Genomic DNA, 17165 nt, shown 5'->3' with positions numbered 1-17165 from the left:
TAGCCTATGCACTCAGTCCGCGGTTTTCCAGCATCGGCTCAATCTTCGGATCGTGCCCGCGCCACTGGCGATAAAGTTCTGCTAAATCAGTACTGTTACCGCGGGACAAAATCGCCTCGCGGAAGCGCTGGCCGTTTTCGCGGGTTAACCCGCCCTGCTCAACGAACCACTGATAGCCGTCATCGGCCAGCATCTGCGTCCACAGGTAGGCGTAATAACCTGCGGCATAGCCGCCGCCGAAGATATGCGAGAAGTAGCTGCTACGGTAGCGCGGCGGTACCGCGGCGAGGTCCATCTGCTCCTGACGCAACGCCAGCGCTTCAAAGCTATCGACATCGCGCGGAATATCTGCCGACGAGAGGCTATGCCAGTGCATATCCAACAGCGCCGCCGCCAGCAGCTCGCTCATGTCATAGCCCTTATTAAACTTCGCCGCGCGCAGCATCCGCTCACGCAGCGTATCCGGCATCGCTTCCCCGGTCTGATAATGGCGCGCATAGTGGGCGAACACCTGAGACTGACTGGCCCAGTGCTCAAAGATCTGCGACGGAAACTCAACAAAATCGCGCGGCGTATTGGTCCCCGACAGACTGGCGTAACGCTGACTGGCAAACAGCCCGTGCAGCGCGTGACCAAATTCATGGAATAAGGTGATGACCTCATCCCAGGAGAGCAGCGCGCTGTGGCCGGCCTTCGGTTTCTGGTAGTTGCAGACGTTGTAAATCACCGGATGCCGGGCGAGCAGCGTGGATTGTTCAACGAAGACATCCATCCACGCCCCGCCGCTTTTCGAATCCCGCGAGAAGTAGTCGCCGTAAAACAGCGCCAGACCTTCCCCGTTGGCGTCAAAAATTTCCCATACCCGGACGTCCGGATGATAAACCGGAATATCAAACCGTTCGACAAAGCGCAGACCAAACAACTGCGACGCCGTCCAGAACACGCCATCCTCTAAAACGCGGTCGAGGGAGAAGTAGGGTTTTAACTGGGCTTCATCGATGGCGAATGTCGCCCGGCGCACCTGTTCGCCGTAGTACAACCAGTCCCAGGCTTCAGCCTTAAAACCGCCGCCCTCACCATCAATCACCCGTTGGATATCCGCCAGCTCCCGTTCCGCTCTTGCCCGGGCGGCCGGGGCTATCCGACGCATGAACGCAAATGCCGCCTCGGGCGTTGCCGCCATTTGGTCGGCCATCGACCAGCTGGCGTAATCCGCCACGCCCAGCAGTTCCGCTTTCCGGGCGCGAATCTCCGCCAGGCGAAGCACCAGCTCGCGGGTATCATTCGCATCGCCCTTCTGATTGCGTTTCCAGCCGGCAGCAAACAGATTTTCACGCGTCTGGCGACAGCGTAAGGCGAGTAACGCCGGTTGCTGGGTGGTGTTCAGCAAAGGCAGCAGCCAGCGATCGCTCAGCCCTTTTTCCCGCGCGGCATCTGCGGCTTCAGCAATCTCTTCATCGCTGAGTCCGGCTAACTGCTCCGGGTCGTCAACCACTAGACCGCCGGATTTAACCGCCGCCAGCAGCCGCTGCTGAAACTGACTCTGCAAAGCCGCAGCCTGGGTATTCAAAGCCCGCAGCTCCGTTTTTTGCGCATCGGCCAGGGTCGCACCGGCCAGCGTAAAACGCTGCCAGGTGATCTCCAGCAGCCTGCGGGACTCGCTATCTGGCGGCAAGGTGTCACGCTGCTGCCATACCTGCTTCACGCGCTCGAATAGCGCCGCGTTAAGCCAGATATCATTTCCCAGATCCGCCAGCTCAGCAGAAAATTGCTCATCAAGCGCCTGGATCGTCGGGTTGGTATGCGCCCCGGCCATGGCAAAAAATACCCGGGTAACGCGCGCCAGCAGCTGCCCGCTCTGCTCGAGCGCGACCAGCGTGTTGGCAAAGTCCGCCGGCGCCGGATTATTTACTATCGCGGCAATCTCTTCCCGCTGACGGCGAACGCCTTCATCAAAGGCCGGTCGGTAATGGGTATCGTCAATCAGATCAAACTGGGGTGCCTGATAAGGCAACAGACTGACGCGCAAAAAGGGGTTATTGTCGGCCATCATCGTCTCCTGGACTCGGTAATCCAGTAAGATTAGGCAACTCATTGATTGACCGCAATGATTTCCGCCTGCTGGCGAGCGGCGCTACCCGAACGCGGTCATAACAAAAAAAAGAAAACGCCGGCCACCAGCAGCGCGCCCGTTACGCCAAGAATATCGATTGCCGTGCTGATTATGGTGGCGTGCGTCGGAATGCTCTCTTCTTCTTCCCATTCGTTCATCGGAACCCTCCTCAGGCAAAAAAGCGCCGCCGCAACGGGCCGGCGCGACAAGGATTTAGGTGTCAATCCTGTGCTCTTCTGTCGTGTGGCGGCAGAATAACAATCCCCATAATGTCGTCGATGATCAATTCATGCCATGAATGCTTTCTTGTTTATTTTTCCACAAGGTTCGCATAACTGACCAGCCGGCCACCTCTTTTCCGTTAGCCAACAGCGCCGGTTCGCCCACTCTTGCCACAGCGATGTTTATCCCGGCGGAAAGGCGCTCATCCGCGCTCGCCGTCGCAATTACCTGTTTTGGAAACGTATTGCTTGTTCCACGGATGTAGACTCTCTTTTCTTTTGTAGCTACAGTGCTGGTAATGAGCGGTTATCGTCATTGTTTAATCTTTTTCTCCGGATTGGGTCCTTTGGCGCGCAGCAATACGCAGGCGAACCGTTTTTACGCAAAATATTAAGCAAGACGGTATGGAAAGCCCCGACATAAGACGGCTGGGGCATGATGAGAACATTGACAGGAGCGATAATGATTATTCTGATTACCGGGGCAACAGCAGGTTTTGGTGAAAGCATGACTCGCCGTTTTATCGCTAATGGTCACAAGGTGATCGCCACCGGGCGTCGCGAAGAGCGCCTGAAAACGTTGCAGGATGAGCTGGGCGCGAATCTCTACACCGCGCAGCTGGATGTCCGCAACCGTGCCGCGATTGAAGAGATGATTGCCGGACTACCGGCCGAGTGGCAGGCCATCGATGTGCTGGTCAATAACGCCGGTCTGGCGCTGGGCCTTGAGCCGGCGCACAAAGCCAGCGTCGAAGACTGGGAAGACATGATCGACACCAACAACAAAGGGCTGGTCTATATGACCCGTGCCGTGCTGCCGGGTATGGTTGAGCGTAACCGCGGTCATATTATTAATATCGGTTCCACCGCCGGCAGCTGGCCTTATTCCGGCGGCAACGTCTACGGCGCGACCAAAGCCTTTGTGCGTCAGTTCAGCCTGAACCTGCGTACCGATCTGCACGGTACAGCCATTCGAGTGACCGATGTAGAGCCCGGCCTGGTCGGCGGTACTGAGTTCTCTAACGTCCGTTTTAAAGGCGACGATGCTAAAGCGAGTAAAGCCTACGAGAATACCCAGGCATTAACAGCGGAAGATGTGACCGAAGCGGTATGGTGGGTCGCCACCCTGCCCGCGCATGTCAATATCAACACGCTGGAAATGATGCCGGTCAGCCAAAGCTTTGCCGGCCTGAGCGTCCATCGCGCGGGCTAAAACCGGCAGCCCGGCCGCTTTGCGGCCGGGTATGGGCGAATGGACAAATAACGCGTAAAATAGCGCATATCCCCCAATAAAAGTAACCATCAATGGCCGCAGAATTGCAACTTAATCCGACACAGCCTGTAAACCAGCAAATTTATCGTATCCTTCGCCATGATATCGTTCATTGTTTGATCCCGCCGGGTACCCCGCTGTCTGAGAAAGAAGTGTCTGTGCGTTTTAGCGTTTCCCGCCAACCGGTGCGTGAGGCTTTTATCAAACTGGCTGAGAATGGTCTTATTCAAATTCGCCCGCAGCGCGGCAGCTATGTCAATAAGATCTCACTGTCTCAGGTGCGCAACGGATGTTTCGTTCGCCAGGCTATCGAATGCGCCGTGGTGCGCCGTGCCGCCGGAATGATCACCGCCGAACAAATCTATCAGCTTGAGCAAAATCTTAACCAGCAGCGTATTGCGGTTGAGCGTCAGCAGTTAAATGATTTTTTTCAGCTGGATGATGAATTTCACCAAAAACTGTCGCTGATTGCCGACTGTCAGCTGGCGTGGGATACCGTCGAGAATATTAAAGCGACAATTGACCGGGTCCGCTACATGAGCCTCGATCACATTACCTCGCCGGAGATGCTGTTGCGCCAACACCATCAAATTTTTCAGGCTCTGGAAAATCGTGATGCGGAAGCGGTCGGCACCGCGATGAATATTCACCTGCATGAAATCAGTGAATCGGTATTATTAATTCGTCAGGAAAACCGCGACTGGTTTAGTGAAGAGTAAATGATTTCGGCGGCAGCCAAATAAACAGCAACGCTGCCGCCCTGATGGCTAAATACGCTAGCGGACAACCAGCACCGGTATTTTTGCGTAGCGCAGAATTGATTCAGCGTTCGAGCCGAGAAGATGCGTGGATAGGCCCGGTGTGCGTGAGCCAACAACAATCACGTCAAACTCGTCGGCATTGCCGATAGCCAGTATTTCATCGCGGACATTGCCAAAGACTACCCGGGTATGAATCCGCTCAGCCGGAATCGAGAACAGACGGGACAGCGTCTGCATTTTCTTTTCTGACTCTGCTTTCATAAAGGTTTCGAATTTCTGAATATCCGCAGCGAAGCCGCGTAAAACGGAACGACTGCTGTTTGGCAATACGTTTAATAACGTAATTTCGCCCTCTTCAGCCGACGCCAGGAACTCAGCATGACGAACCGCTTTATCACTCAAATCCATTTCAAATACATCGACCGGCAAGAGAATTTTCTTGTACATATGCGGCTCCTTTTTCCGAAGTACTTAATTTCACTGCGCACATCATGACATATTTATTTTCAGTCCCACACAACTAATAACCCTGTAATCTGGCATATTCATTAAAATAAACATCAATTATATATAGTTAGCTCTGGATAGCTAAAGTTATGTATATTCAATGTTCTCGATCAATATTTGTATAAAAGCCACAATAAATATTTTTACCGCCGAAGAAAACGCCCTGCCAGGATGTTAACGAACGTGATTGCAAAAATTAAGACACCCGGATGGGTGTCTTAATGTTGTTCCACAAGGTCGAGCGGGACGGGTGCCGCTAGTGAGTCTGGGCCCAGGCCGCAACGGTCGCCTTCGCGCCCCGCGCTTTCAACGACAGCCAGGCGCTCGTTACGGCATCGACAAAACGACCGTTCTGCGGCAAATCGCGGCCAAAGATGGCTTCGATACCCAGCAACGCTTTCACCCGTTCCGGCCCCTCAGCGCTGTTCTGGACCGCCTGCTGAATCACCGGCAGCAGCGGATCGCAGATCTCAATCGCCTGTCCCTGCTCATCAACGCCGCCGACATAGCACATCCAGCCCGCGATCCCCATCGCCAGCAGGCTGAAGTCGGTACGCTGCGCGAGATGCCAGCGCACGGAATCCAGCATCCGCTGCGGCAGTTTCTGGCTGCCGTCCATCGCAATCTGCCAGGTGCGGTGTTTCAGTGCCGGGTTGCTGTAACGGTCGATGAGAAGCCCGGCGTAACGTTCCAGATCAACGCCCTGGACTTTCAACGTCGGCGCCTGTTCGCTGAGCATTAAGCTGCGCGCCGCGCGGCGGTAATTCTGATCCTGCATACAGTCATTGATATGCTGATAGCCGGCCAGATATCCCAGATAGGCGAGGAAAGAGTGGCTGCCGTTGAGCATACGCAGTTTCATCTCTTCAAAAGGTACGACGTCAGCGACCAGTTCGGCCCCCGCGAGTTCCCACGCCGGGCGACCCGCCACAAAGTTGTCTTCAATGACCCACTGACGGAACGGCTCACAGGCAACGCCCGCCGGATCGCGCACGCCGGTCAACTGCTCAATTTTATCCAGCGTGTCGGCCGTCACCGCCGGCACAATGCGATCAACCATCGTCGACGGGAAGGTCACCTGTTGCGCAATCCAGTCGGCGAGATCGCCGTCAATTGCGCGCGCCAGGGCACAAACCACATTGCGCGTGACATGACCGTTCTCCGGCATATTATCGCAGGACATCACGCTGAATGCCGGCAAGCCTGCAGCTTTGCGCCGCGCCAGGGCTTCAACGATAACGCCCGGCGCAGATTTCGGCTGGTGCGGATTCAGAATATCCGCCGCGATCAGCGGATGCTCCAGCTGTATCTCGCCGGTGGACGGCGAGTGGCAATAGCCTTTTTCGGTAATCGTCAGGGATACAATGGCCACCTGAGGCTCACACATCTTCGCCAGCACACTCTCAAGGCCATCGACCTCTGCATGCATGGCTTGTTTAACCACGCCGACCACGCGGGCCGTCCAGGCATCCGCCGACATTTCGGCAACGGTATACAGGAGATCCTGTTTCTGCAGATCGGCAATCTGCTGCTCGCCGCCAATCAGGTTAACTTCGGTGTAGCCCCAATCGCTGCCCTGTTCTGCCGCCAGAATATCGGCATAGACCGCCTGGTGCGCGCGATGGAATGCGCCAAAACCGAGATGGACAATGCGCGAAACCAGTTTGCTGCGATCGTAGGAAGGAAGCGTTGCCTTGGCTGTTAAAAGCGTGTTTTCCATGGTGACTCTCATTTTTATGATTACTAATCAACCATTCTCGAGGAGAATGCCTCTGTGAGGTAAACCATCTCATGCAATTGGTATGACATCTTTGATTTCCATCAACTACCATACAAGAAGATTTTGCCATTCACAGTCTGTTTCACTACGGGTGAATAGAGGAAATAAAAAGCCGGGTTCCGCACCCGGCCAGTTTGCACGTCGGTCTGTCAACGGTTCAGGTTAACTGACCGCTTCTCACCTCGCGATGTTGAGGAACGGCGTCTGCCGCATCGTCCAGCAAGCTGAGATCGCGGTCCCGCACTTCTGGCATAAGGAGAGCGGAGAGCAAGCCAATAGACGAGTAGCAGATAAGCATGGCAACGATCGGCCACCATGAGTCCGTCATATTACAGAAAATACCGGCCAGTACCGGACCAAAGCCTACGGCAACTAAACCACCGGTTTCTTTTGAAATCGCCATTCGCGTAAAGCGGTTACGCGAACCGAAAATTTCCGCCATGGTGATATTTTCAAGCGCAAACAGACCCAGCACAGCAATATTATGGATGACAATCAACGACGCCATAATTGCGCCGACGCTGTAGCTCTTATCAACAATGATCGAGACCATCGGATAGGCCAGTATAATGGCGGTGATATTCACGATAATATAAGGGACACGGCGACCGATTTTATCGGATAACCACCCGAGGAGAGGGATGGTGATAAAACCGATGCCGGAACTAATCATTAAAGCATCGGTTGGAATAGCTTTATCAAATAATAAGGTCTGTACCAAATAGCCGGCCAGGAACGTCTGCAATAAACCTGAGTTACCCGCCTGACCGAAACGTAACCCGGTTGCCAGCCAGAAGGATTTACTTTTCAGCATCGCGCCAAAAGTAGTCTCCCGCTCCGCTGCGCCGGTTTGCAGCTCGCCTCCCTCGTTGACCTGTTCAAATACCGGACTTTCTTTAAGGTTCAGCCGCAGCCAGATAGCGAATATCATCACCACGGCGCTGGCAAGGAACGGGATTCGCCATCCCCATGCCACCAGCTCCTCCCGGTCAAGCAGGAAAAACATTATCGCCCAGATAGCGGTTGCGCTCAGCGTGCCGCAGTTGGTCCCCATTGCGACCAGCGACGAAATGATGCCGCGTTTCCCCTTCGGCGCATATTCGGCCAGCATGGTACCTGCTCCGGAGATTTCAGCCCCGGCGCCCAGCCCCTGGACAATACGTAAAGTCACCAGTAACACTGGCGCAAAAATGCCAACCTGCGCATAGGTAGGCAACACCCCAATCAGGGTGGTACAAATGCCCATCATCGTAATAGTGATAAAGAGAACGCGTTTACGTCCGATTTTGTCCCCCATCCGGCCAAAGATAAAAGCACCGACTATTCGCGCAATATATCCCGCGCCATAGGTCCCCATCGCCAGAATAAGCGCCATTGCGGCTGATTGCTCAGGAAAAAAGATTTCATGAAAAACCAGCGCAGCCCCTAAAGAATAGAGTTGAAAGTCCATAAACTCCAGAGCGGTCCCTAACCACCCAGACACAGCCGCACGGATGAGATCGGCCGTTGTTCTCTCATTATTTACTGTAGTCATCATTATTTTCTCTAATTGTTAGAAGTCGAGCCTGCATTTATTATTAGAGTCAAAAGGTCAGTAAAACCTTACAACAGCTCTTTCTGTCTTTTTCAAAAGTTTCGATAGCGTCGATAATATTCTGATAGTCAAAAACATGAGTAATGAGAGCTTCAGGATCAATTAACCCTTGCTCTAACCACGCCAATACAATGGGGAATTTATGCGCATTCAGCCGCGATGAAAATATAGACAGTTCTTTACCGGTAATACCCTGCTGGGCAACCTGCGAGGGTTCCGTTGAGAATCCCATGAGCACAATTCTGGCCGCCGGAGAGGCCAGCGTCACGGCCTCCTGAAAAATTGACGGATGACAGGCCGCATCAATAATCAGCGTCGGTTTAATGCCTTTATCCTGCAGGCATTCCGCTAATGACGTTTGACCGTTGTTGATCGTCCAGTCGGCACCATTGCGCTTCGCCATTTGCAGGCGTTCGTCGATCTGGTCAGTCACAATCACTTGCTTAACCCGATAGACCCGCTTCAGCACCTGAATCGTAGTTAAGCCCATCGGCCCGGCGCCAAATACCAGCGCGATGTCCTGTGCCGTCGGTTTAACCTGTCCGGTGACGTTGGCAGCAATGGTGAAAGGCTCAACCATCACCGCGTGCCGATCGGGTACCGTATCCGGCACTAACCAGCAATTTTGAGCAGGCACAACCACATATTCGCTAAAACCGCCATCCCGGTGGACCCCCAGAACCACCAGAGAAGTGCAGACGTTGGGTTTGCCCACTGAGCACGGATAGCAATGACCACAGCTAATCACCGGGTCAACGCTCACCCGCTGGCCGATCTTCCTGTCCAGCACCCCATCGCCAACGGCATCGATGATGCCGTAGAATTCATGGCCAATAACGCGAGGGTATTTAGCAAAAGGATTATGCCCGCGGTAGATATGGCTATCGGAACCGCAAATCCCCGCCAGCTTAACTTTTACCCGCACTTCTCCAGGCGCAGGTTCCGGCCTGTCTCTCTCTTCCACCTTCAGCTCATTGGGTTGTCGTATCACGATGCTTTTCATTTTTATCTCCTTACCAGTTCCATAAGGTGCCGTCGTCCAGTCTGGCTACCGGCAGACAGGCGGGCTCATACGGGTATTTTGCTGCCCGTTTTTCATCAAACTCGATACCCAACCCCGGCTTTTCTCCTGGATGCATATAGCCGTTGTCAAAGGTCCAGCTGTGTGGGAAAACCTCCAGCATCTGCCCGGAATAACCCATATATTCCTGGACGCCGAAGTTCGGCACCCACAGGTCAAAATGAAGCGCCGCAGCCATGCAGATCGGCGACAGATCGGATGGCCCGTGCGAACCGGTACGGACCTGATAAAGCGAAGCAAAATCGGCAATGCGGCGCATGCCGGTAATCCCGCCAGCATGGGTGATAGTGGTGCGGATATAGTCGATCAGCTGTTCTTCAATCAGCTGCTTGCAATCCCAGATGCTGTTGAAGACTTCACCGACGGCAATGGGCGTCACGGTGTGCTGGCGAATCAGGCGGAAGCACGCCTGGTTCTCTGCCGGGGTAGGATCTTCCATCCAGAACAGGCGATACTCTTCGATGCTTTTACCAAAGCGAGCCGCTTCAATGGGCGTCAGCCGATGATGCATGTCGTGCAGCAGATGCTCGTTAAAGCCAAACTTTTCACGCACGGCGGCAAACAGCTGCGGCGTAAAATCCAGATATTTCTCCGTTGACCACAGCTGCTCTTCCGGCCACTGGCCCTTGGTCGCCGGCTCGTACGCCTGGCCTTTCCCCTTCGCCATTCCATAGGTCGTTTTCATACCCGGAACGCCGCACTGCACGCGAATGGCCTTAAAGCCCATCTCCTGATGGCGGGCATAGTCCTCCAGTACTTCATCGATGGAGTGCCCGGTGGTGTGGCAGTAAACCATCACGCCTTCTCGCGATGCACCGCCCAACAGCTGATACAAAGGCATCCCCGCCGCTTTCGCTTTTATATCCCACAGCGCCATATCGACGGCAGAAATAGCCGACATGGTGACCGGCCCACGGCGCCAGTACGCTCCTTTGTAGAAAAACTGCCAGATGTCTTCAATGCGGTGCGCATCGCGGCCAATAAGCTGCGGACAGAGATGATCCTGCAGATACGATGCCACGGAGAGCTCACGTCCGTTCAGCGTCGCATCCCCCAGCCCGACAACCCCGTCATCGGTGGTGATTTTAAGGGTGACAAAGTTACGTCCGGGGCAAGTGACGAAAACTTCAGCGGCAACGATCTTCATCTCTGTTTCCTTCCATCCTGACGACAAGTGATCAAAATTAAAGCATCAGACCTACTACCATACAAGTATGAAATTAGAAAAAGACGCGTTCGGTCACATTCTTCAGACGAGGTGAAGCGGCGCTGAGCGCCGCTTCTGTAGGCTAATGAATAGGGTCTTTTACAATGAAGAAGTAGCAAAGTGCGCCGGTAAAAGTCACACAGGCGGCAATGACCAGCGCAAGATTGAATGAGTGGGTGGTGTCGACGACCCAACCGGTAACGACCGGGGCAAAAGAGGCAAAAACGAAACTGCCGAAATTCTGAATCGCCGCCACCGAGGCAACTTTCTGCTCGCTGACCAGCACCTGTACCAGCCCCCACGCCGAGGTTCCGGCAAAATGAACGCAGAACAGCGCCATCGAGATAAAAGCCACGGCCTGAGCCGGCGATGAGGACTGCACCACCAGCAGCGTGCCCAGCGCGGAAAGCAGCAGACCAACAACAATCGCGGTTTTGCGTGTCTTCGCCAGATCATATCCCCGGCGCGCCAGGGCATCGACGACAATACCATTAACCCACATGCCAACGGCAGCGGCCAGGAAAGGAATGGCCGCCACCCACCCCGTTTTTGCAAGACTGAGTCCCTGCTGCGCCTGAAGGTATCCCGGCAGCCAGGCAATATACAGCCAGCCGGTATAGTTCACGCCCGAAAAACCCAGAATCATGCCCCAGGTCGTCCGGCGTTTAAACAGCCCCAGCCACTCGCTAAAATTCAGCGTCGGACGCGCCTGCACCGGCGCCGCAAGGTAGAGCCGCTCATCCTGCTGCAGATCAAACTGCGCCCGGTTGCGATACCAGGCATACCAGCACAGACCCACCACAATACCCGCCAGACCAATAACCACGAACATCGTCCGCCAGCCCCAGGCAATCTGCATCAGCACCAGCGCTGGCGGCGCAATCGCCTGCCCTAATACCGTCGATGAGTTAAAGATCCCCACGGCCGTTCCGCGCTCTTTCTGAACATACCAGTCGTTGATCGATTTAACGCCCGCGGGCATAAACGGGGCTTCGCCAATGCCAAGACCAATACGCAGGAGAATAAAATGGCTGAATGAGTTCACCATCCCGGTCAGTGCCTGCATTAATGACCAAAAGATGAGTCCGGCCCCGAGCACAATGCGCGGGCCAAAGCGGTCCAACAGCATGCCTGAAGGTAGTTGAGCGAAACCATAGGATAGTGAAAACGCCGACAGCAGCACACCGAACTCGGTCGCACTCAGCCCCAAATCACCGCGAATAGCCTCTCCCGCGACGCTTAACGACGAACGATCGAGGAAGTTGACGATGCCAGCGATAAACAGAAGCACCAGCGTCACATTCTGTACCCGGCGAATGCGAGCCGGTTTGGCGCCAGTCTGGCTGGCGAGAGTCTGGATAGCCATAGTTGTTCCTTACTGTAATTGACGATATGCATTTAACAGTAAGACAACAAGCCGACTACCATACAAGAATAAAGGTTAAAATTAGCGTGAACGATCACAGAAGAACGCGCGTTAAGCGCGTCCCCAGCCAGCGACAATAATCAACATGCCGCACAGCGCAATCAGCGCCCCTGCCCAGTCATAATGGCTAAGCTTAACGCCATCGACAAAACGCAGCCACAGCAGCGCGGTGCAGACATACACGCCGCCATAAGCGGCATAAACCCGCCCGCTTGCTGCTGGATGCAGCGTCAGCAACCAGACAAACATCATCAGCGCCAGACCTGCCGGAATTAACAGCAGCGGCGTTGCGCCGCGTTTTAACCATAGCCAGGGTAAATAACATCCGAGAATTTCACAGAGCGCGGTGGCGAAGAAAAGCAGCGTTGTTTTGAACATTAAAGACACGTAAAGAGAGCAGGTTGTTGGCCCATTTTACGCAATAATCTGCTTCTTCCACACTCTTTTGTCGGGTATGCCGGCGAAAAGAGATGTAGTAAACTGCCTGCAGATTGCAGGGGCTTCCCCTTTTTATCACTCAAAGGAAATCGTGATGAAAATGACACAGAACACACGTTACTGCCTGACGGCTATGCTGGCGCTGAGCGCCGTACTCTTTACCGCATCGTCTTTCGCGCAAACCAGCAAGCTGGTGATTGAATCCGGCGATAGCGCACAAAGCCGCCAGCAGGCCACCATGGAAAAAGAGCAGTGGAACGACACCCGCTCTTTGCGTCACAAGGTCAACACCCGCACCGAAAAAGAGTGGGACAAGGCTGACGTCGCTTTTGATGCGCAGGACAACTGCCAGAAAAGCACGAACGTCAACGCGTACTGGGAACCGAACACCCTGCGCTGCCTCGACCGCCGCACCGGTCGCGCTATTGCACCTTAATCCGTCACGCATCCATGGCGCCCACGGGCGCGATATTTAGCTTTTATCGACAGGAACAGCCATGACCGACGCATACTCAATCAAACTTCGTCCGCTCGAGCGTGAAGACTTACGTTTTGTCCACCAGCTCGATAACAATGCCAGCGTGATGCGCTACTGGTTCGAAGAGCCCTACGAAGCTTTTGTTGAGCTCTCCGACCTTTACGATAAACACATTCACGATCAGAGCGAACGCCGGTTTGTTATCGAATGTAATGGTGAAAAAGCCGGGCTGGTGGAACTGGTTGAGATCAACCACGTCCATCGCCGCGCCGAATTTCAAATCATTATTTCACCGGATTATCAGGGAAAAGGTCTGGCGACACGCGCCGCGAAGCTGGCGATGGACTACGGTTTTACCGTTCTCAATCTGTATAAACTGTATCTCATCGTCGACAGCGAAAATGAAAAAGCCATCCACATCTACCGCAAGCTTGGGTTTATGGTAGAGGGGGAGCTGATTCATGAATTTTTCATCAACGGCGAATACCGCAACACCATTCGTATGTGCCTGTTCCAGCACCAGTATATTAGCGAACATCGCACTCAGGGACAGTCGCTGCTGAAGCCCACGGCTCAGTAATATTCGATACTGTTTTTGATGGTATAACGACGGGTCAGCGGCGGCTGGACGCTTTCATCGACCACCTGCAGCTGGCAATCAACCGGATTATCGTGGCTATCGTAGTCACAGGTTTGACGCACGTTCCCCAACTGACGATCGTTGAAGGTGCTGGTCGCCGTGTAGTCCAGCTTTTTACGTGGATCCTTCGCCGGCGTGGAGATCACCGTAAAACGCTCATTTTTCGCCACGGTGGTTTTACCGGTCGGATAACCCTCGCTGTCATACTGATAGGTGGCAGTCGTCTCTTTGCCACGCGCGGCCACCACAAAGCCGTTATCATCCGTCTCCCAGATAATGCCGGCCGACGGCAGTTCCGCGAGCTGGCATTTTCCCTGCAGGCGCAGGCGTTTCTCACGGGTGCGGGCGTCAAGATAGAAGTTGGCATCCAGCATCAGCGTCGCGCCGGTATTATTTTCCCGGTCCTCCAGGTCCAGCAGATCAAAACAGCCCTCCCTCGAGAGGCTCGCGCTCACCCGTTTTACCACCTCATCGTGTTCGTCGAGCAGCGTCTGGCTAAAATCTTTCACCGGACCACGCAGCGGATCGAACTCGAACTCATTGGAAAAACTCGCCATTTCCGGCGTAAATGCTTCTGGCTTCTTCTGCGCATCGCAGGCGCTGAGCACCATCACCGCCGATATCAGCAATAACCGTTTTTTCACGCCGAATCCCTTTTGTATACATTGCAATCATATTAGCAAATACAATTGTTTACACCAGTTCTGCTATGCTTAAATCTGGATAACATTAATAAGGAGTCTATGATGAAACGCTCTTTCTGGCTATGCGCCGCGCTGCTGCTGGGTTCAACCTCAGCGCTCGCCGCGCCCGATTCCTGCGAACGCGTGAAGAACGATATTCAACAAAAGATCGTCAATAACGGCGTGCCGGCCTCAGGCTTTACTTTAGCGATCGTGCCCAACGATCAACCCGATCAGCCCGGTGCCCAGGTTGTCGGCCACTGTGCTAACGACACCTTCAAAATTACCTATACCCGCAGCGCCGATTCAGACAGCGACGCCCGTTAACCTCTTATTTTCATTCGAAGGATATTATCCCTGAGTTGACCAGGGATAATATCCTTCTACCCCACTTTGGGTATGATTGCTCCCCCATACACCGGAAAATGATACCGGCGATCTTTCTGCGGCAACACAACGATGGGGTGAGCCATGTCCAGTCAGGAACATTCTGGCGGCGTCAGCCGACGCACGTTAATCAAATCGTCTGCGATAGGCTCACTGGCGCTTGCCGCCGGTGGACTCTCGCTTCCTTTTAGTCTGCGCTCCGCTGCGGCGGCCGTTCAGCAGGCGACACAGAGTGAAGAACGTATCGTCTGGGGCGCCTGTTCGGTAAACTGCGGCAGTCGCTGCGCGCTGCGTCTGCACGTGCGCGATAATGAAGTCACCTGGGTAGAAACGGATAATACCGGGATGGACAATTATGGCGACCATCAGGTACGCGCCTGTCTACGCGGCCGCTCCATTCGCCGGCGAATCAACCACCCGGATCGCCTGAATTACCCGATGAAACGCATCGGCAAACGCGGCGAAGGCAAGTTTGCGCGCATCAGCTGGGAAGAGGCGCTGGAGACTATTGCCGGCAATCTGCAAAGAGTCGTCAAAGACTACGGCAACGAGGCGGTTTACATTAACTATTCGTCGGGAATTGTCGGCGGCAATATGACCCGTTCCTCGCCTTCGGCCTCGCCGGTCACCCGTCTGATGAACTGCTATGGCGGGTCGCTGAATCAGTACGGCACCTACAGTACCGCCCAGATTGCCTGCGCCATGCCCTACACCTACGGCAGCAACGAGGGTAACAGCACCTCGGATATCGAAAATAGCAAACTGGTGGTGATGTTCGGCAACAACCCGGCGGAAACCCGCATGAGCGGCGGCGGCATCACCTGGTATCTGGAGCAGGCCAGAGAACGCTCCAACGCGCGGATGATTGTCATTGACCCCCGCTATACCGATACTGCCGCCGGGCGGGAAGATGAATGGATCCCCATCCGTCCGGGCACCGATGCCGCGCTGGTGGCCGGTATCGCCTGGGTACTGATTAGTGAGAATCTGGTCGATCGGCCGTTCCTCGATAAATACTGCGTCGGCTATGACGAAAAAACCCTTCCCGCCAGCGCCCCGCCAGACAGCCACTACAAAGCCTACATTCTCGGTCACGGCGAGGACGGGACCGCCAAAACGCCGCAGTGGGCGTCGCGTATCACCGGGATCCCCGTCGACCGAATCATTAAGCTGGCCCGGGAAATTGGAACCACCCGACCCGCCTGTATTTGCCAGGGCTGGGGACCGCAGCGCCAGGCTAACGGGGAACTGGCTTCCCGGGCGATCGCCATGCTGCCGATTCTGACCGGCAATGTCGGCATTAACGGCGGCAACAGCGGCGCGCGCGAATCGACCTATACCCTGACCATTGAGCGCCTGCCGGTGCTGGTCAATCCGGTCAAAACCGCCATCTCCTGCTTTAGCTGGACCGACGCCATCGCGCGCGGCCCGGAGATGACCGCGCTGCGTGACGGCGTCAGAGGCAAAGATAAGCTGGATGTCCCGATTAAGTTTATCTGGAACTATGCCGGGAATACCCTCGTCAACCAGCATTCTGATATCAACAAAACCCACGAAATTCTCAAGGACGAGAAAAAATGCGAAATGATCGTGGTGATCGAGAACTTTATGACCTCTTCGGCGAAGTATGCCGACATTCTGCTGCCGGACCTGATGACCGTCGAACAGGAAGACATCATCCCTAACGACTACGCCGGGAACATGGGCTACCTGATTTTTATTCAGCCCGCAACCGCGCCGAAATTCGAACGCAAACCGATCTACTGGATTCTCAGCGAAGTGGCAAAACGCCTCGGCGACGATATTCATCAACGATTTACCGAAGGTCGCACCCAGGAGCAGTGGCTCCAGTATCTGTACGCCAAAATGCTGGCCAGAGATCCCGCGCTACCCACCTATGAAGCCCTGAAAGCAATGGGGATTTATAAGCGTAAAGATCCGGACGGCCATTTTGTCGCCTATCGCGATTTTCGCGCGGACCCGATCGCGCACCCCTTAAAAACGCCCTCCGGCAAAATTGAGATTTACTCCAGTCAACTGGCGGATATTGCTGCCCGTTGGCAGTTGCAGAAGGATGAAACAATCAGCCCGCTGCCGATCTACGCCTCCACTTTCGAAGGCTGGGATGACCCGCTGCGCGACCAGTTCCCGCTGCAGCTTTTCGGTTTTCACTACAAAGCCCGAACCCACTCCAGCTACGGCAACGTCGATGTGCTACAGGCTGCCTGCCGCCAGGAGGTGTGGATCAATCCGCTTGATGCCGGGAAGCGTGGAATTAAAAACGGCGATTTGGTGCGCGTCTTCAACCCGCGCGGCGAACTGCGTATTGCGGCGAAAGTCACGCCGCGTATCATGCCCGGCGTTGCTGCCATGGGCCAGGGAGCATGGCATGACGCCGACATGGACGGTGATCGCATCGATCGCGGCGCCTGCATTAATACCCTGACCACCCAGCGGCCCTCTCCGCTGGCAAAAGGAAATCCACAGCATACGAACCTCGTTGACATCGCCAGGGTCGAGGACACGGCGTCATGATCTCCTGGCTGCCAGGAGGCACAGACGAGCCAACAGCCAGC

The 17165-nt window shown here is 54.7% G+C and carries 16 protein-coding genes; 6 read left to right on the top strand and 10 right to left on the bottom strand.

The window, feature by feature from the left end:
- Nucleotides 1-4: 4 nt before the first annotated feature.
- Nucleotides 5-2050: a peptidyl-dipeptidase Dcp gene (gene dcp / locus AC236I_RS11865; protein WP_064357013.1), complete on the bottom strand. Its 2046-nt coding sequence runs from the start codon at nucleotides 2048-2050 to the stop codon at nucleotides 5-7.
- Nucleotides 2051-2148: 98 nt separating this feature from the next.
- On the bottom strand, nucleotides 2149-2271 hold the full coding sequence (locus tag AC236I_RS11860; protein WP_004862412.1) for a hypothetical protein: 123 nt from the start codon (nucleotides 2269-2271) through the stop codon (nucleotides 2149-2151).
- A gap of 526 nt (nucleotides 2272-2797) precedes the next feature.
- Here AC236I_RS11860 and ydfG point away from each other — a divergent pair.
- Nucleotides 2798-3547: a bifunctional NADP-dependent 3-hydroxy acid dehydrogenase/3-hydroxypropionate dehydrogenase YdfG gene (ydfG, locus tag AC236I_RS11855; RefSeq protein ID WP_004862414.1), complete on the top strand. Its 750-nt coding sequence runs from the start codon at nucleotides 2798-2800 to the stop codon at nucleotides 3545-3547.
- 92 nt (nucleotides 3548-3639) lie between these two features.
- Nucleotides 3640-4326 carry a GntR family transcriptional regulator gene (locus AC236I_RS11850; protein ID WP_004862416.1) on the top strand — a complete coding sequence of 229 codons (687 nt, stop codon included), beginning with the start codon at nucleotides 3640-3642 and terminating at the stop codon, nucleotides 4324-4326.
- A gap of 57 nt (nucleotides 4327-4383) precedes the next feature.
- On the opposite strand, the gene AC236I_RS11845 is transcribed toward AC236I_RS11850, so the two are convergent.
- From AC236I_RS11845 to AC236I_RS11815, 7 genes are all read right to left on the bottom strand, one after another.
- Complete coding sequence (locus AC236I_RS11845) at nucleotides 4384-4815, bottom strand: universal stress protein (protein WP_015584251.1); 432 nt, start codon at nucleotides 4813-4815, stop codon at nucleotides 4384-4386.
- Between the two features lie 316 nt (nucleotides 4816-5131).
- On the bottom strand, nucleotides 5132-6595 hold the full coding sequence (locus AC236I_RS11840; RefSeq protein ID WP_004862419.1) for a mannitol dehydrogenase family protein: 1464 nt from the start codon (nucleotides 6593-6595) through the stop codon (nucleotides 5132-5134).
- 217 nt (nucleotides 6596-6812) lie between these two features.
- Complete coding sequence (locus tag AC236I_RS11835) at nucleotides 6813-8189, bottom strand: MFS transporter (RefSeq protein ID WP_165552400.1); 1377 nt, start codon at nucleotides 8187-8189, stop codon at nucleotides 6813-6815.
- Nucleotides 8190-8238: 49 nt separating this feature from the next.
- Nucleotides 8239-9252, bottom strand: a complete 1014-nt coding sequence (locus AC236I_RS11830) for a Zn-dependent oxidoreductase (protein WP_411294128.1) — start codon at nucleotides 9250-9252, stop codon at nucleotides 8239-8241.
- A gap of 10 nt (nucleotides 9253-9262) precedes the next feature.
- Complete coding sequence (gene manD, locus AC236I_RS11825) at nucleotides 9263-10477, bottom strand: D-mannonate dehydratase ManD (RefSeq protein WP_004862427.1); 1215 nt, start codon at nucleotides 10475-10477, stop codon at nucleotides 9263-9265.
- A 142-nt stretch (nucleotides 10478-10619) separates the two neighbouring features.
- On the bottom strand, nucleotides 10620-11903 hold the full coding sequence (locus AC236I_RS11820) for an MFS transporter (protein WP_015584247.1): 1284 nt from the start codon (nucleotides 11901-11903) through the stop codon (nucleotides 10620-10622).
- 111 nt (nucleotides 11904-12014) lie between these two features.
- Entirely contained in the window at nucleotides 12015-12341 is a 327-nt protein-coding gene (locus AC236I_RS11815) for a YnfA family protein (RefSeq protein ID WP_004862432.1), read from the bottom strand.
- A gap of 154 nt (nucleotides 12342-12495) precedes the next feature.
- Here AC236I_RS11815 and AC236I_RS11810 point away from each other — a divergent pair, with 154 nt between their 5' ends.
- The gene (locus AC236I_RS11810; RefSeq protein WP_048023678.1) at nucleotides 12496-12837 is read left to right on the top strand and encodes a DUF1283 family protein; all 342 of its coding nucleotides are present in this window, start codon (nucleotides 12496-12498) and stop codon (nucleotides 12835-12837) included.
- A 61-nt stretch (nucleotides 12838-12898) separates the two neighbouring features.
- Nucleotides 12899-13459 carry a spermidine N1-acetyltransferase gene (gene speG / locus AC236I_RS11805; RefSeq protein ID WP_004862437.1) on the top strand — a complete coding sequence of 187 codons (561 nt, stop codon included), beginning with the start codon at nucleotides 12899-12901 and terminating at the stop codon, nucleotides 13457-13459.
- On the opposite strand, the gene AC236I_RS11800 is transcribed toward speG, so the two are convergent.
- Nucleotides 13453-14130: a YnfC family lipoprotein gene (locus tag AC236I_RS11800; protein WP_054829311.1), complete on the bottom strand. Its 678-nt coding sequence runs from the start codon at nucleotides 14128-14130 to the stop codon at nucleotides 13453-13455. The genes speG and AC236I_RS11800 overlap by 7 nt on opposite strands.
- 135 nt (nucleotides 14131-14265) lie before the next feature.
- Between AC236I_RS11800 and AC236I_RS11795 the strand changes: the two genes are divergently transcribed.
- Together AC236I_RS11795 and ynfE are read left to right on the top strand one after the other, a co-directional pair.
- Nucleotides 14266-14529, top strand: a complete 264-nt coding sequence (locus AC236I_RS11795) for a DUF1161 domain-containing protein (protein WP_004862440.1) — start codon at nucleotides 14266-14268, stop codon at nucleotides 14527-14529.
- A 144-nt stretch (nucleotides 14530-14673) separates the two neighbouring features.
- Nucleotides 14674-17124: a selenate/tellurate reductase subunit YnfE gene (ynfE, locus tag AC236I_RS11790; protein ID WP_487608814.1), complete on the top strand. Its 2451-nt coding sequence runs from the start codon at nucleotides 14674-14676 to the stop codon at nucleotides 17122-17124.
- The last annotated feature ends 41 nt before the right edge of the window (nucleotides 17125-17165 follow it).

This window comes from Klebsiella sp. Sb-30, from assembly GCF_057652795.1.
Note: the sequence above shows the minus strand (reverse complement) of the source record. Positions and strands in the feature narration are given on the sequence as shown.

Bases quoted from the DNA above. Each gene is read 5' to 3' on its own strand.
- AC236I_RS11795 (WP_004862440.1), top strand. From the start codon at position 14,266: ATGAAACGCTCTTTCTGGCTATGCGCCGCGCTGCTGCTGGGTTCAACC.
- AC236I_RS11840 (WP_004862419.1), bottom strand. From the start codon at position 6,595: ATGGAAAACACGCTTTTAACAGCCAAGGCAACGCTTCCTTCCTACGAT.
- AC236I_RS11845 (WP_015584251.1), bottom strand. From the start codon at position 4,815: ATGTACAAGAAAATTCTCTTGCCGGTCGATGTATTTGAAATGGATTTG.
- dcp (WP_064357013.1), bottom strand. From the start codon at position 2,050: ATGGCCGACAATAACCCCTTTTTGCGCGTCAGTCTGTTGCCTTATCAG.
- AC236I_RS11800 (WP_054829311.1), bottom strand. From the start codon at position 14,130: ATGGTGCTCAGCGCCTGCGATGCGCAGAAGAAGCCAGAAGCATTTACG.
- AC236I_RS11860 (WP_004862412.1), bottom strand. From the start codon at position 2,271: ATGAACGAATGGGAAGAAGAAGAGAGCATTCCGACGCACGCCACCATA.
- AC236I_RS11815 (WP_004862432.1), bottom strand. From the start codon at position 12,341: ATGTTCAAAACAACGCTGCTTTTCTTCGCCACCGCGCTCTGTGAAATT.
- manD (WP_004862427.1), bottom strand. From the start codon at position 10,477: ATGAAGATCGTTGCCGCTGAAGTTTTCGTCACTTGCCCCGGACGTAAC.
- AC236I_RS11830 (WP_411294128.1), bottom strand. From the start codon at position 9,252: ATGAAAAGCATCGTGATACGACAACCCAATGAGCTGAAGGTGGAAGAG.
- AC236I_RS11850 (WP_004862416.1), top strand. From the start codon at position 3,640: ATGGCCGCAGAATTGCAACTTAATCCGACACAGCCTGTAAACCAGCAA.
- AC236I_RS11835 (WP_165552400.1), bottom strand. From the start codon at position 8,189: ATGACTACAGTAAATAATGAGAGAACAACGGCCGATCTCATCCGTGCG.
- AC236I_RS11820 (WP_015584247.1), bottom strand. From the start codon at position 11,903: ATGGCTATCCAGACTCTCGCCAGCCAGACTGGCGCCAAACCGGCTCGC.
- ydfG (WP_004862414.1), top strand. From the start codon at position 2,798: ATGATTATTCTGATTACCGGGGCAACAGCAGGTTTTGGTGAAAGCATG.
- ynfE (WP_487608814.1), top strand. From the start codon at position 14,674: ATGTCCAGTCAGGAACATTCTGGCGGCGTCAGCCGACGCACGTTAATC.
- speG (WP_004862437.1), top strand. From the start codon at position 12,899: ATGACCGACGCATACTCAATCAAACTTCGTCCGCTCGAGCGTGAAGAC.
- AC236I_RS11810 (WP_048023678.1), top strand. From the start codon at position 12,496: ATGAAAATGACACAGAACACACGTTACTGCCTGACGGCTATGCTGGCG.